14 protein-coding genes are annotated in these 13,494 nt (G+C 74.8%); 7 read left to right on the top strand and 7 right to left on the bottom strand.

Going from position 1 to position 13,494, the window contains the following annotated elements; all coding sequences use genetic code 11:
- Window positions 1-109 precede the first annotated feature (109 nt).
- Window positions 110-1,246, top strand: a complete 1,137-nt coding sequence (locus ABZ452_RS00795; RefSeq protein ID WP_357937439.1) for a cell wall anchor protein — start codon at window positions 110-112, stop codon at window positions 1,244-1,246.
- A 54-nt stretch (window positions 1,247-1,300) separates the two neighbouring features.
- Here ABZ452_RS00795 and ABZ452_RS00800 read toward each other — a convergent pair whose 3' ends face one another.
- From ABZ452_RS00800 to ABZ452_RS00810, 3 genes are all read right to left on the bottom strand, one after another.
- Window positions 1,301-2,221: a serine hydrolase domain-containing protein gene (locus tag ABZ452_RS00800; RefSeq protein ID WP_357937441.1), complete on the bottom strand. Its 921-nt coding sequence runs from the start codon at window positions 2,219-2,221 to the stop codon at window positions 1,301-1,303.
- Window positions 2,222-2,298: 77 nt separating this feature from the next.
- Window positions 2,299-4,500: an ATP-dependent DNA helicase RecG gene (gene recG / locus ABZ452_RS00805; protein WP_357937443.1), complete on the bottom strand. Its 2,202-nt coding sequence runs from the start codon at window positions 4,498-4,500 to the stop codon at window positions 2,299-2,301.
- The gene (locus ABZ452_RS00810; RefSeq protein ID WP_357937445.1) at window positions 4,497-6,107 is read right to left on the bottom strand and encodes a DAK2 domain-containing protein; all 1,611 of its coding nucleotides are present in this window, start codon (window positions 6,105-6,107) and stop codon (window positions 4,497-4,499) included. The genes recG and ABZ452_RS00810 overlap by 4 nt, the downstream gene beginning before the upstream one ends.
- A 224-nt stretch (window positions 6,108-6,331) precedes the next feature.
- On the opposite strand from ABZ452_RS00810, the gene rpmB reads away from it, so the two are divergent.
- Both rpmB and ABZ452_RS00820 read left to right on the top strand, forming a co-directional pair.
- Window positions 6,332-6,523 (top strand): 50S ribosomal protein L28, encoded by a 192-nt coding sequence (rpmB, locus tag ABZ452_RS00815; RefSeq protein ID WP_073832489.1) that lies wholly within the window; start codon window positions 6,332-6,334, stop codon window positions 6,521-6,523.
- A 187-nt stretch (window positions 6,524-6,710) separates the two neighbouring features.
- The gene (locus ABZ452_RS00820; RefSeq protein WP_357937447.1) at window positions 6,711-7,967 is read left to right on the top strand and encodes an ATP-grasp domain-containing protein; all 1,257 of its coding nucleotides are present in this window, start codon (window positions 6,711-6,713) and stop codon (window positions 7,965-7,967) included.
- Between the two features lie 9 nt (window positions 7,968-7,976).
- On the opposite strand, the gene ABZ452_RS00825 is transcribed toward ABZ452_RS00820, so the two are convergent.
- Window positions 7,977-8,438, bottom strand: coding sequence for a GNAT family N-acetyltransferase (locus ABZ452_RS00825; protein WP_357937449.1), 462 nt, complete (start codon window positions 8,436-8,438; stop codon window positions 7,977-7,979).
- Between the two features lie 63 nt (window positions 8,439-8,501).
- Complete coding sequence (locus tag ABZ452_RS00830; RefSeq protein WP_357937451.1) at window positions 8,502-9,449, bottom strand: thiamine-phosphate kinase; 948 nt, start codon at window positions 9,447-9,449, stop codon at window positions 8,502-8,504.
- Between the two features lie 164 nt (window positions 9,450-9,613).
- On the opposite strand from ABZ452_RS00830, the gene ABZ452_RS00835 reads away from it, so the two are divergent.
- Window positions 9,614-9,847 (top strand): Lrp/AsnC ligand binding domain-containing protein, encoded by a 234-nt coding sequence (locus ABZ452_RS00835; RefSeq protein WP_018786298.1) that lies wholly within the window; start codon window positions 9,614-9,616, stop codon window positions 9,845-9,847.
- Window positions 9,848-10,462: a DUF3515 family protein gene (locus tag ABZ452_RS00840; RefSeq protein ID WP_357937453.1), complete on the top strand. Its 615-nt coding sequence runs from the start codon at window positions 9,848-9,850 to the stop codon at window positions 10,460-10,462.
- 30 nt (window positions 10,463-10,492) lie between these two features.
- On the opposite strand, the gene ABZ452_RS00845 is transcribed toward ABZ452_RS00840, so the two are convergent.
- Window positions 10,493-11,587 (bottom strand): D-alanine--D-alanine ligase family protein, encoded by a 1,095-nt coding sequence (locus tag ABZ452_RS00845; protein WP_357937455.1) that lies wholly within the window; start codon window positions 11,585-11,587, stop codon window positions 10,493-10,495.
- A 290-nt stretch (window positions 11,588-11,877) separates the two neighbouring features.
- Window positions 11,878-12,108 carry a hypothetical protein gene (locus tag ABZ452_RS00850; RefSeq protein ID WP_357937457.1) on the bottom strand — a complete coding sequence of 77 codons (231 nt, stop codon included), beginning with the start codon at window positions 12,106-12,108 and terminating at the stop codon, window positions 11,878-11,880.
- 274 nt (window positions 12,109-12,382) lie between these two features.
- On the opposite strand from ABZ452_RS00850, the gene ABZ452_RS00855 reads away from it, so the two are divergent.
- Both ABZ452_RS00855 and ABZ452_RS00860 read left to right on the top strand, forming a co-directional pair.
- Window positions 12,383-13,228: a helix-turn-helix transcriptional regulator gene (locus ABZ452_RS00855; RefSeq protein WP_357937459.1), complete on the top strand. Its 846-nt coding sequence runs from the start codon at window positions 12,383-12,385 to the stop codon at window positions 13,226-13,228.
- Between the two features lie 5 nt (window positions 13,229-13,233).
- Window positions 13,234-13,434, top strand: a complete 201-nt coding sequence (locus tag ABZ452_RS00860) for a DUF397 domain-containing protein (protein WP_357937461.1) — start codon at window positions 13,234-13,236, stop codon at window positions 13,432-13,434.
- Window positions 13,435-13,494 lie beyond the last annotated feature (60 nt).

The raw sequence follows: 13,494 nt of genomic DNA on the forward strand, positions 1-13,494 counted from the left end.
GGTAACGCCCGTGCTGTCGATCTCGCTAGGGTCTGCCCGATTGTCGTGCGGACGTGTGACTCCGGTCCGTCCGCCGCACTCTCCCATCCTCCCCTCATCAGGAGTAGGCGTGAACCGTCTCAACCTCCGGCGTGCCGCCGTCCTCACGGCCGGCGCGCTGATCGGCCTCGCGGGCGCGGCGGTAGCCGCGGCCCCGGCCAGCGCTCACCACAGCGAAGTCAAGGTCACGGCCGAATGTGACACCGCCAAGGGCGAATGGGTCACCACCTGGACCGTTCGCACGTACGCGCCGGGCGGCGTGACCAGCTACCGGCTCACCAAGGCCGAAGCCAGCAGCAGGACGGGCGAGACCACCTCGCCGTTCACCATCGACGGCCTCCAGGCCACCGACGGTGACACGTACCCGCACAAGGTCTCGGAGCCGCTGGTCGGCACCGCCCGCCTGGCCGGCGACAGCACGGAGGCGTCGCTGACGGTCCGGACCGAGTGGGACAACAAGTTCCGGGAGAACGACGACAAGAGCGCGTCCATCCGGTTCAGCGAGAGCTGCGACAAGGTCGTCACTCCCCCGCCGGCCACGGCCAACCCGACCGTCACGGTGACCTCCGACTGCACCGGCGACGTCGCGGTGAAGCTGCAGAACGGCGAGGAGGCCACCAAGAAGGCCTCCTTCACCGTCACCGGCAGCGGTGACTTCAGCAGGACCGCGGAGGTCGCGCCGGGCAAGAGCCTCCCGATCCGCGTTCCCGCCAAGAACGCGGCCCACATCACGGTGACCGAGGCCGGCCAGGAGCAGCCCCTCTTCGACGACAAGCCGGCCGAGGCCAAGGACTGCGTCCAGCCGGGCGAGCCGTCGGGCAGCTTCCGGTCCACCTGCGACGAGCTGATCTTCCAGGTCGAGAACCCCGAGGACGGCAAGACCGTCGAGATCACCTTCACCCCGAACAAGGGCGACGCGCAGAAGCTCGTCGTGCGGCCGGGTGCGACCGGGACCGCGAAGTTCAAGGCGTTCGAGGGCCTGAAGGTGACCCCGACGGCCGAGGGCCTGGACGACTCCGGGCCGATCGCCTGGGAGAAGCCGAAGGACTGCGCGCCCGGTGCGGGTGGCGGCAAGCCCGAGGGCCCGACCCTCCCGCTGACCGGCGCGGCGACCGGCGGCATCGTGGCCGGCGCCGCCGTGCTGCTCGCCGCCGGTGCGGTGCTGTTCGTGATGGCCCGCCGTCGCCGGATCCGCTTCACCGCCTGATCCGCCACGGATCGCCCGAGGGCGCGTCGACCACCCGGTCGGCGCGCCCTCGGCTCATTCCAGCTCCGCCCGCAGCAGCGCGGGGTCGATCTCCGCCTGGTTGGTCAGCACCACGAGGCGGCGGTCCGAGTCGGGGAACCAGGCGGCGAACCCCTTGTAGCCGCCGTTGTCCCCGGAGTGGTGCACGGCCCGCTCCCCGCCGAGCGGGCCGACGAAGAAGCCGTAGCCGTACGCCTCGCCGGGGCGGCCGGTCGGCGCGTGCGGGGCGGTCAGCACGGCCGCCGCCGCCGGCCCCAGCAGCCGCCCGCGGCGGGGCACGTCCAGCCAGGTGAGCAGGTCGGCACCCGTGCACCAGACGTCCCCGGCGCCCATGCTCACCGTGTCCAGGTCCCACGACGGCACGGGCCGGCCGCCCTCGTGCCCGGTTGCCACGTCGTCCCGCCCGGCGGCGCCGCCCGCGAAGCTGCCCGTCATGCCGAGCGGCCCGAAGACCTCCTCGGCGAGGAACGCGGCGTACGGCCGGCCGGACGCGCGCTCGACGGCCCGGGCCAGCAGGACGTAGCCGGGGCTGCTGTAGTGCCAGCCGGTGCCGGGAGCGAACAGCGGCGGCAGACCGGCGAAGACGGCCAGCAGCTTGTCGGGCTCGGCCGGCCCGGCCAGGTCGATCATCGGGTACTCCTCCCAATGCCCCAGGCCGGAGGTGTGGGTGAGCAGATGGTGCGGGGTGATCCCGGACCAGGCCGCCGGCGGGTCCGGCAGCCAGCGGCCGATCGGATCGTCCAGGCGCAGCGCACCCCGCTCGGCGAGGAGCAGCACCGCGACGGCGGCCATCTGCTTGCTGATCGAGGCGATCTGGAACCGGGTCGCGCGGGTGCAGGCCGATTCGGCGTCGGCCTGGCCGGCGACCCGCTCCACCAGGAGGTCGTCGCCACGGGCCAGCAGGAGCACGCCACGGTCGAGAGAGGGGGTCGACATCGCCCGAGCCTAGGCCCGGGCGGCCATCCGGTGGGGGCCCCGGCCCGCCAGCGGTCCCCGGTGGACGCCCGGCCGGGTCAGCCCTTCTCCAGGTATTCGGCGCGTTCCTCGTCGACCAGGGCGGCTACCGAGGCGGCCAGCGCCGGGTGGCGGGCCAGCTCCGGATCCTCCTCGACCAGGGTGATCGCCTCGGCCCGGGCGTCCCGGATGAGGTCGGTGTCGCGTAGCAGCGACAGCAGCCGCAGGTGGGACCGGCGGCCGGACTGGGTGGCGCCCAGCACGTCGCCCTCCCGGCGCTGCTCCAGGTCCAGCTCGGCGAGCTTGAACCCGTCGGTGGTGGAGGCGACCGCGTCGAGCCGTTCCCGGGCCGAGGAGCCCTCCATCGCCTCGGTGACCAGCAGGCAGAGGCCGGCGGCCGAGCCCCGGCCCACCCGGCCGCGCAGCTGGTGCAGCTGGGAGACGCCGAACCGGTCGGCGTCCAGCACGATCATCACGGTGGCGTTGGGTACGTTGACGCCCACCTCGACCACCGTGGTCGCCACCAGCACGTCGAGGTCGCCGGCGGCGAAGGCGCGCATGACGCCGTCCTTCTCGTCGGCCGGCAGCCGCCCGTGCAGCACCCCGATCCGCAGCCCGTGCAGCGGACCCTCGGCGAGCAGCGGGGCCACCTCGGTCACCGCGAGCGGAGGCCGGCGGCCGGAGTCGTCCTCCCGCGGCGCCTCCTCGTCCGACGCCGGACCCTCACCGATGCGAGGGCACACCACGTACGCCTGGTGTCCCTTGCCGACCTCCTCGCGCAGCCGGCGCCAGGCCCGGTCGAGGAAGGCCGGCTTCTCGGCGGCCGGCACCACGTGCGAGGCGATCGGCGAGCGGCCCTGCGGCAGCTGCGACAGGGTGGAGGTCTCCAGGTCGCCGTAGACGGTCATGGCGACCGTGCGCGGGATCGGGGTGGCGGTCATGACGAGCACGTGCGGCGGCTGGTCGGCCTTGGCCCGCAGAGCGTCCCGCTGCTCCACGCCGAACCGGTGCTGCTCGTCGACCACCACGAGCCCCAGGTCGGCGAAGTCGACCCCCTCGTAGAGCAGGGCGTGGGTGCCGAGCACGATGCCGGCGCGCCCCTCGGCCACCTCGGTGAGCGCCCGCCGGCGGGCGGCCGCGCCCAGCGAGCCGGTGACCAGCTCCACCCGGGTGGCGTCGTCGGCCGCGCCCAGCTCGCCCGCCTGGGCGAGGGGGCCGAGCAGGTCGAGCATGCCCCGGTGGTGCTGGGCCGCGAGCACCTCGGTCGGTGCGAGCAGCGCGGCCTGCCCGCCGGCGTCGACCACCTGGAGCATGGCCCGCAGCGCCACGACCGTCTTGCCGCTGCCCACCTCGCCCTGGAGCAGCCGGTGCATCGGGTGCGCGGTGGCCAGGTCGGCGGCGATCTCCCGGCCCACGGCCTGCTGGCCGGAGGTCAGCTCGTACGGCAGCCGGGCGTCGAACGCGTCGAGCAGCCCGCCCGGCTTCGCCGGCCGAGCCTTCGCCGGCCACGCCGCGGCCCGGTGCTTGCGCTGCACCAGGGTGAGCTGCACGGCGAACGCCTCGTCCCACTTGAGCCGGCGGCGGGCCTTGTACAGCTCCTCCTTGCTGGTGGGCCGGTGGATCTCGCGCAGCGCCGCGCCGATGCCGACCAGGTTGCGGCTGGCCCGCACGGTGGCCGGCAGGGGGTCGTCCGGCGGGGTGAAGGTGTCGAGCACCACCCGCACGCAGCGGGCGATCACCCACGTCGGCACGGCCGCCGCGGCCGGGTAGACCGGGATGAGCGCCCCGGCGAACTCCTCGACCTCCTCGTTGGCCGCCGCCTCGCCGTCGCCGCCCTCGCCGAGCAGCACGTATTCCGGGCCGTTGAGCTGCCGCTTGCCCCGGAACTCGGTGACCTTGCCGGCGAACAGCCCCCAGCGGCCGGGGCGCAGCTCCCGCTCCCGCCACGCCTGGTTGCCGAAGAAGGTGAGGGTGAGCAACCCGCCGGAGCCGTCACCGACGGTGACCTCCAGCAGGTTGCCCCGGCGCTGCCGCATCGGCCGGACCGCGGTGCGCTGCACCTGGGCCAGCACGGTGACCTGCTCCCCCACGTCCAGCGAGCGGATGTCGGTGTGCTCGCCGCGCTCGTCGTAGCGGCGCGGGAAGTGGTAGATCAGGTCGCCGGCGGTGTGCAGGTCGAGGTGGCTCGCCAGGGCCTTGGCGGTGCGCTCCCCGACCAGCTTCTTGAGCGGCGTGTCCACGGTGGCCGGTTCGCTCGTCATTCGACCCCCAGCAGGAGCGGATAGTGCGGCTGCCCGCCCTCGTACGCCTGCACCTCGACGAACGGCCAGGTCCGCTCGACGTGCTCGCGTACGCGGTCGGCCAGCCCGGACGGGGCGTCCGCCCCGCAGAGCAGGGTGACCAGCTCGCCGCCGCCGCCGAGCATCCGGTCGACCACGGCGGTGCAGGTGTCGAGGAGGTCGGCGCCGATGAGGTGCACCTCACCCTCGACCAGCGCCAGCACGTCGCCCGGCCGGCACGGCCCGGCCACGGTGAGCGCCTCCCTGCTCGCGTGGCAGACCTCGGCGTAGCGGCAGGCGCCGGCGGCCTCGGCCATGGCGATGACGTCGTCCTCGAAGCGGCGCGTCGGGTCCCGCACGGCGAGGGCGGCGAGGGCCTGCACCGGGGACCGGGTCGGCACCACGCTCACCTTCACCCCGAGACTGTGCGCCTCCCGGGCGGCGGCGCTCGCCACCGACTGGGTGTTGGGGTCGTTGGGCAGCACCACCACGCGGGCGGCGCGCGTGGCCCGGATCGCGTCGAGCAGCTCGCCGGTGGACGGGTTGGCCGGCACCACGGTGGCGCCCTCCGCGCCGAACAGCTCGGCGATGCCGGCACCGGTGGCGACCACCACGGCGGCCCGGCCGTCGGGCCGCGCCGTCGCGGGCGAGGGCGCCGGGGCCGCCTGGTCGGCGAACCGGGTCACCGTGATCCGGTGCGGCCGGCCGGCCACCACGCCGGCCTCGACGGCCGCCCCCACGTCGTTGACGTGCACGTGCACGTTCCAGGTGCCGCCGTCGCCGACGATCACCAGGGAGTCGCCGAGGGCGTCCAGCTCGCCGCGCAGCCGGGCCACCGCCTCGTCGGTGGCGTCGAGCAGGTACTGCACCTCGTAGGCGTACGCCGGGGAGCCGGTCTCGCGGACGGCGGTGGCGGGCGCGGGGGCCGCGGGCGGCGCGGGCGCCGGGTGCCGCACGCTCTCCCCGGTGATGACCTCGACCAGCGCGTCGAGCAGCAGGCAGAGGCCGCGCCCGCCGGCGTCGACCACACCGGCGCGGGCGAGCGCGGGCAACTGCTCGGGGGTACGCGCCAGCGCGCGGGTCGCCTCGCCGGCCGCCGCCCGGGCCACCACGCGCAGGTCGTCGGTGTCCGCCCGTTCGGCCGCGCGGGCGGCGGCGGCGACCACGCTGAGCAGCGTGCCCTCGACCGGGTGGGCGACCGCGGCGTAGGCGGCGGTGGTGGCGTCGGCCAGCGCGGCGGCGAGCTGCCGGCCGCGGACCGCGGGTGCGGCGCCGAGCGCGTCGGCGAAGCCGCGCAGGATCTGCGAGAGGATCACCCCGGAGTTGCCCCGCGCCCCGAGCAGCGCGCCCCGGGCCATCAGCCGCAGGGCGTGACCGTGCGGGGTGCGCCCGTCGTCGGGGAGGGTCTCCAGGTCCATGGCGAGGGCCTGCTGGGCCGAGGTGAGGGTGAGGACCAGGTTGGTGCCGGTGTCGCCGTCGGGAACCGGGTAGACGTTGAGCTCGTCGATCTCGCCCTGGTGGCGCTGGAGGGCGGCCAGCCCGCTCGCGCACCAGCGGCGCACCGCGGCGGCGTCGAGGGTGTCCAGCACGTCGGGAAGCCTACTGGCGCGCACCGACGCCCGCCGGGGCCCGGCCCGCGTGTCCCGAGCGGTCCCGGGGACGACGCGCCGCCGCCCAGCGGCCCCCCAGGTACGCTGGGCCGGCCCCGACCGGGCCGGTTGGGCGTACGGGCCGGTCATCGGGTAACCTGGCCAGGTTGCCCGGGCTGCGCCTGGCGGCGACCTCATGAACGTTTCAATCCCAGGAGTATCCCGTGGCTAGCGTGTGCGACGTCTGTGGCAAGGGGCCGGGCTTCGGCCACAACGTGTCCCACTCGCACCGGCGGACCAACCGCCGCTGGAACCCGAACATCCAGTCGGTGCGTACCCCGGCCGGTGGCGGCACCACCAAGAAGATGCAGGTCTGCACCTCGTGCATCAAGGCCGGCAAGGTCACCCGCGCCTGACGCGGTAGCACCGCCTTCACAGCTTCGCCGGATGCCGGCGGACCCATCGGGTCCGCCGGCTTCTGTCGTGTCCGCACGCCCGTGCTGACGGGTCGCCGACCGTGCGGCGACCGGCCGCGCCGGCCCGGTTAGGGTGCTGCTGCGCCGGCCGTCCGTTCCGGCGCGGGGCGTGGGGGAGGTACGACCGGTGGAGCTGGACCTGGGGCGGGAGCAGCTGGTGGTGATCGGCGGGTCGTTCGGCTCGCTGCGCTGGTTCGACCAGGAGCTGCTGCCCGGCAGCGTGGTCCTGGTCGAGGAGCCGGACGTGATCCGCCGCCGCGGCCTGGAGGGTTTCGTCGCCGGGTTGTCGATGGTCGCCCGGCTGGTGCCGGCCGAGTACCAGACCGGTTTCGACGCCGGCGCCCTGCTCGCCCGGGAGCCCGGCCTCGCCGGTGCCCGGCTGGTCCTGCCCGGCCTGGAGTACGCGGTCGGCGCCGCCGCCCGGCTGGCCGACCGGCTCGGTCTGCCCGGCGCCGGGGTGGCCGCCGCCGACGTCTTCTCCGACAAGCACCGGATGCGGCTGCTCGCCGACGCCACCGGCCTGGCCAACCCGGCGTACGAGCTGGTCGACGACCCGGCGCGGGCGGCCGATTTCGCCCGGGCACACGGCGGCCGGTGCGTGCTCAAGCCCACCCGCCGCTCCGGCAGCCTGGGCGTGCAGCTGGTCACCGACCCGGCGGAGATCGCCGGGCGCTGGGCGGCCAGCGCCGCCCCGCCGGAGCCGGCCGAGGCCACCGAGCGCGGCCTGCCCACCGGTGTGCTGGTGGAGGAGCTGCTGGTGGGCTCGGAGCACAGCGTCGAGCTGCTGGTCGCCGAGGGCGAGACGATCTTCGCCAACGTCACGGACAAGCGGATCGCCGGCGGCCGGTACCCGGTGGAGACCGGGCACACCGTGCCGTCCGCGCTGCCGGGGGCGGAGCAGCGGGCGCTGCGGGACGCCGCGGTGCGGCTCGCCGAGGCGGCCGGCTTCCGCAGCGGCATGCTGCACAGCGAGTGGATCGTGGTGGACGGGGTCCCCACGCTGGTCGAGTGCGCCGCCCGGATGCCCGGCGACATGATCACCGCGCTGGTCTCGATCGCCTACGAGGTCGACTTCATCGAGGCGTACCTGCGGGTGCTGCGCGGCGAGCGGCCCGCGCTGCCGGCCCGGCCGACCGGCGCGGCGGCCGTCGAGTTCCTGGTCGCCCCGGCCGGCCGGATCACCGCCGTGGACGGCCGGCGGGCCGCCCTGCGGACGCCGGGGGTGCTCGACGCGCAGATCGAGGCGAAGGTCGGGGACCAGGTGCCGGAACTGCTCTCCTCGGCGCACCGCAGCGGGCACCTGCTGGCCTGGGGCGCCACCCCCACCGAGGCGGAGGGCGCCGCCCGCAAGGCGGCCGGCGAGATCCGGATCAGCGTCGGCTGACGGCGGCGGTCAGAGGGTGCGGCCGTAGGAGAGGCAGCCCGGGGCGTCCTGATAGAAGCCGAAGTTCGGGATCCGCTCGTAGCCGGCCGAGGTGTACATGCCGATCGCCTCGGGCTGCTTGTCGCCGCACTCCAGGATCATCCGCTTGCGGCCGTGGTCGCGGGCGGACCGCTCGACCGCCGCGAGCACCGCGCGGGCCACGCCCCGGCCCCGGGCGGCCGGCGCCGTGTACATCCGCTTCAGCTCGGCCGCGTCGTCGCCGTGGCTGCGCCAGCCGCCGCAGCCCACCGGCTGCCCGTCGAGGTAGGCGACCAGAAAGGTGCCGGCCGGCGGCTCGAACTCGGCCGCGTCGACCGGCGTGTCGTCGCCGCTGCCGCCGTACCGCGCGCCGAGGTCGGCCAGGGCCGCCCGGATCAACGCCTGCGACTCGGACGCGTCGAAGCGCCGCGCCCGGATCTCGATCTCGCTCACGAAATGCAAGGGTACGACCGGTCGCCGGCCCGCCCCGGCCGGATCACGCGCATCGGACGCAGATCACTCCGAGCGGCGGAAGTGGTCCCAGCCGGCGGGGCCCGCGTACGGGGAGCCGTCCACGGTCACCCCGCTGCCCTCGGTCACCCGCCCGACCGGCCGCCAGCCCGCCGGCAGCGTCGCGGTCGCCGGGAAGGTCGCGGCCAGCGCGTGGTCGTCGCCCCCGCCGAGGATCCACGAGTACGGGTCGACGCCGAGCGCCTGCGCCGCGTCGCGCATCTGCCGGGGCACCTCGAACGCCTCCCGGGTGAGGTCGACGGCCACCCGGCTGGCCTTCGCCACGTGCCCCAGGTCGGCCAGCAGCCCGTCCGACACGTCGATCATGGCGGTGGCGCCCTGCGCGGCGGCCTCCGGGCCGGCCGCGTACGGCACCTCGGGGCGGCGGAACGCCTCGACCAGCAGCCGGGGTGTCCGGAAGCCCCGGGACAGCACGGTGTAGCCCGCCGCCGCCCAGCCGGTGCGGCCGGCCAGGGCCACCACGTCCCCGGGGCGGGCGCCGGACCGGACCACCGGCGCCCGGCCGGCCAGGTCACCCAGCGCGGTCACCGCGATGGTCAGCGTGGGGCTGGCCGACATGTCCCCGCCGACCACGCTCGCCCCGACCAGGGCCGCCTCGGCGCCGAGCCCCTCGGCCAGCTCCTCCGCCCAGCTGACGTCCAGCTCGGCCGGCATGCAGAGGGCGACCAGCAGGGCCGTGGGGGTGGCCCCCATGGCGGCGATGTCGGCCAGGTTGGCCGCCGCCGCCCGGTGCCCCACGTCGCGGGCCCCCGACCAGTCCCGGCGGAAGTGCCGCCCCTCGACCAGCACGTCGGTGGAGGCGACCACCCGCCGGTCCGGCGCCGCCACCACCGCCCCGTCGTCGCCGGGGCCGAGCAGGCAGCTCTCCCCCTGGGCCAACCGGGCGGTCACCCGGTCGATCAGCCCGAACTCACCGACATTCGCGACCGTCATGCCGTCCCCTCGTCGCGCTCTTCAAGCTCCACAGTCCCGCCACCACCGCTTCGACGTGTGCTCGCTCACCGCGTCCCGCCGGCGACCGATACAGATCAGGGCCGCTCCGTAGGGTAGTTTCACCCTTCGGGCCGCCCGAGGCGGCGACGGACGGAGGTCGAGTCGTGGTACAGGCGTACATCCTCATCCAGACGGAGGTCGGTCGCGCGCGTGACGTGGCCGGTCAGATCGCGGACCTTGCCGGCGTGGTACGCGTCGACGCCGTCACCGGGCCCTACGACGTGGTCGTCCTCACCGAGGCGAACACCGTCGACGAGCTCGGCAAACTCATCGTCAGCAAGGTGCAGATGGTGCCCGGCATCACCCGCACCCTCACGTGTTCGGTGGTGCGGCTGTAAGTGGAAGAAGTCACGTCCTCCCCCGCTGTCGACGAGTCCCGCCCGGCGCGTCGCGACCGGTCGACCCGCGGCGCCGCGCTCTGGGCGACGCTCATCGCGGTGCCGGTCACCCTCGCGGTGGCCGGTTTCACCTTCGCGAAGCTGGCCCCGGACTCCCCGGCCGCCGCGCCGAGCCCGTCGGCGTCCGCCGCCCGGCCGCAGTCGAGCGCACCGGTCGAGCTGCCGGCCCCCGCCCTGGCCGAGCGCCCGGCCACGGTGTGCCGCGCCCTGGTGTCCCAGCTCCCGGCGACCGTCCGCGACCTGGCGCAGCGACCGGTCACCGCCGGCGCCGAGCAGAACGCCGCGTACGGCGACCCGGCGCTCACCGTGGCCTGCGGCGGCACGCCGCCGCTCGTGCAGCCCACCGACGAGGTCTGGTCGGTGAACAAGGTCTGCTGGCACGCCGTGCAGGAGGCGGACGCCACCGTGCTGACCACCGTCGACCGGGAGACCCCCGTCCGGGTGCGCGTCCCGAAGCAGTACGAGCAGCCGCTCCAGTGGGTCACGCCGATCTCCGACGCGGTGGTCGCCTCGGTGCCCGCCGCGAAGACGGCCCCGTCCGGCTGCTCCGCCTGACCGTCGCCGGCCGGTCGCGACGCCGGGGCGTCAGCGGCCGGCGCGGCGCAGGGCCGTGCGGATGAGCCGGTTGACCAGCTTCGGATACTCCAGCCCGCTGGCCGCCCACATCCGCGGGAACATCGAGGTCGGGGTGAAGCCCGGCATCGTGTTGATCTCGTTGAGGTAGACGTCCAGCTCCGGGGTGACGAAGAAGTCGGCCCGGGCCAGGCCGGAGCAGTCCAGCGCGGTGAACGCGCGGGTCGCGTACTCGCGCACCTGCCGGGTCACCGGCTCGGGCAGGTTCGCCGGGATGTCGTACTCGCAGGCGTCGTCGATGTACTTGGCCTCGAAGTCGTACCAGTCGTGGCCGGAGACCACCCGCACCTCGGCCAGCACCGACGCCTCCGGGGCGCCGCCGGCCTCGCCCTCCAGCACGCCGCACTCGATCTCGCGGCCCACGATCGCGCCCTCGACCAGCACCTTCGTGTCGATCTCCCGGGCGGTGGCGACCGCCGCGTCGAGCTGCGCCCAGTCGTCGACCTTGGTGATGCCGAAGGAGGAACCGGCGCGGGACGGCTTCACGAAGACCGGCAGCCCGAGGCGCTCCTTGTCCTCCTCGGCCAGCGTCATCCCGGCGCGCAGCACCGCGTACGGGCCGACCGGGATGCCCTCGGCGGCGCAGAGCTTCTTGGTGAACTCCTTGTCCATGGCGGCCGCCGAGGCGAACACGTTCGCGCCGACGTAGGGGATGTCGGCCATCTCCAGCATTCCCTGGATGGTGCCGTCCTCGCCGTAGGCGCCGTGCAGCACCGGGAAGACCACGTCCACGTCGGCCAGCGCCACCGGGCCCTGGGCCGGGTCGAGCACCATGAGGCCGCCCACGGCCGGGTCGGCGCGCAGCACCAGCTCGGCGCCGGAGCCGGCGGTGATCTCGGGGAGCTTGCGGTCGGCGATGGCGAGCTGGCCGGGGTCGCCACTGGCCAGCACCCACTGCCCCTGCCGGGTGATGCCGACCGGCACGACCTCGAACTCGTCCGGGTCGAGGGCGGCCAGCACGCTGCCGGCGCTCACGCAGGAGATGCCGTGCTCCGGGCTGCGGCCGCCGAAGACGATCGCCACACGGGTCTTGCCTGGGGTGGTCACTCCGGGTCACCTCTTCGTCCACGACTGCGGCTGCCGTGCTCGCCGGGGGCGCTCACCCGCTTGACCTTACTGTGCGTGGCGAGCGTCGGTGGTGGATACCCGGGGAGACGACGCGGCGGGCAGCAACCGGTCAGCAGGCCATATACGGGGAGTAACCGGATGCGGGCGGCCGTCGGGGGCGTACCGGAAGCGGCGCGGTCCCTGGTGAGCCCGGGCGGCCGGTGGCGGGACCTGCCACCGGCCGCCCGGCTCCCCGCCCCCCGTCACCGCGTCCCGGGGGCGGGCCCGGTTCAGCTCCCGTGGTCCGCGATCAGGGGCCGGCGGCCGACCGCGATGACCTTGACCCGTTGCCGGCCGGCGCGGACCATGCCCAGCGCCATGAAGGCGCCGGCGATCCGGTCCGCCGCCTCGCGGCTGCTCGCGCCGACCACCTGCCGGCGCCGCTCGGGGCTGGTCCGCTCGTTGCGCCAGATCCCGTCGAGGGGGCGTACGTCGGTGAGGACCACGAGGAAGCGGGTCATCGCCGCGCACCCCCGTCGGCGGGGTGGCAGGCCGTCACCGTCATCGCGATTCCTCCCCGTCTGGCGTGCCGGTACGGGCACGCGGCGATCGGGTCGTGGGGGAGTAAAACCCGATCACCGCGCGCCCCATCCCCTCCGGTCGCTCACCACCACCGTCGCCACGACAACCGGCGGTGAGGACGCCGTCACAGATTGACAGGTGGACACGCGTGAATGCAACTCTCATCGGATTTCTCTCATGCCCAAGCTCCCATCGATGTGCGACCATCGATGCATGGCGCCGAAGACCGCCCGGGCCCGACGGCTCGGCATCGCCCTGCGGACCCACCGGGAGGCCGCCGGCCTCACCCTGGAGGCCGCGGCCGACGAGATCAACAGCACCCGCAGCACCCTGTCCCGCTACGAGAACGCGCAGACGCTGGTCAACCCGGCCACCGTGCGGGCGCTGCTCACCCTCTACGGGGTGGGGCCCGACGAGATCGCCGGGGCCGTGCAGCTCGCCAAGGACGCCCGCAAGCCCGGCTGGTGGGTGTCCTACTCGTACCTGCTGGACCGGCGGACCATCGACTTCATCGCCCTGGAGGCGGAGGCGACCGGGATCGCCAACTTCGAACCGTCGGTGGTGCCGGGCCTGCTGCAGACCGCCGACTACATCCGCGGGGTGATGCGCGGCGGCCCGCACACCCTCAGCGACGAGCAGGTGGAGCAGCGGGTCAAGCTGCGGCTCGACCGCCAGCAACGGCTGACAGGTGACGATCCGCCGATCCTCGACGCCATCATCGACGAGGGCGCGTTGCTGCGGCCGGTCGGCGATCGCACCGTGATGGGAGGTCAGCTCCAGCACCTGCTGAAAATGGCCGAGCTGCCCAACATCACCGTGCAGGTGATTCCCCTGTCCGCCGGATACCACCGGGGGACCCGGGGGTCGCTGCACATCCTGGAGTTCGCCGATCCGGAGGACCCGATCATCGCCTCGGTGGAGACCGTCGCCGGGCAGATGGTGCTGGACCGGCCGGGCGACCTGCGCACCTGCACCAAGATCATGGAGCACCTGCGGACCGTGGCGCTGAGCCCGGCGGCCACACGGGACGAGCTGCTCCGCCTGCTGAACGGGAGGTAGAACCCATGAACGGCACGAACAGCCCGCACCCGCCGGCCACCGGCTGGCGCAAGAGCAGCCACAGCGGCGACGAGGGCGCGTGCGTCGAGATGGCGCCGCTGCCGGAGGCGGTCGCGGTCCGCGACTCCAAGGACCCGGCCGGCCCGGTGCTGGTCTTCCCGCCGGCCGCGTGGGCCGCCTTCACCGACGCCCCACCGCGCCCCTGAATCCGCCGGCCGGCCGCACCGCGGCTCAGCCTCTGGCCGTGGCGCTGATGTCGCGGCTCA

The organism is Micromonospora sp. NPDC005707, from assembly GCF_040631005.1.
GTDB lineage: Bacteria > Actinomycetota > Actinomycetes > Mycobacteriales > Micromonosporaceae > Micromonospora.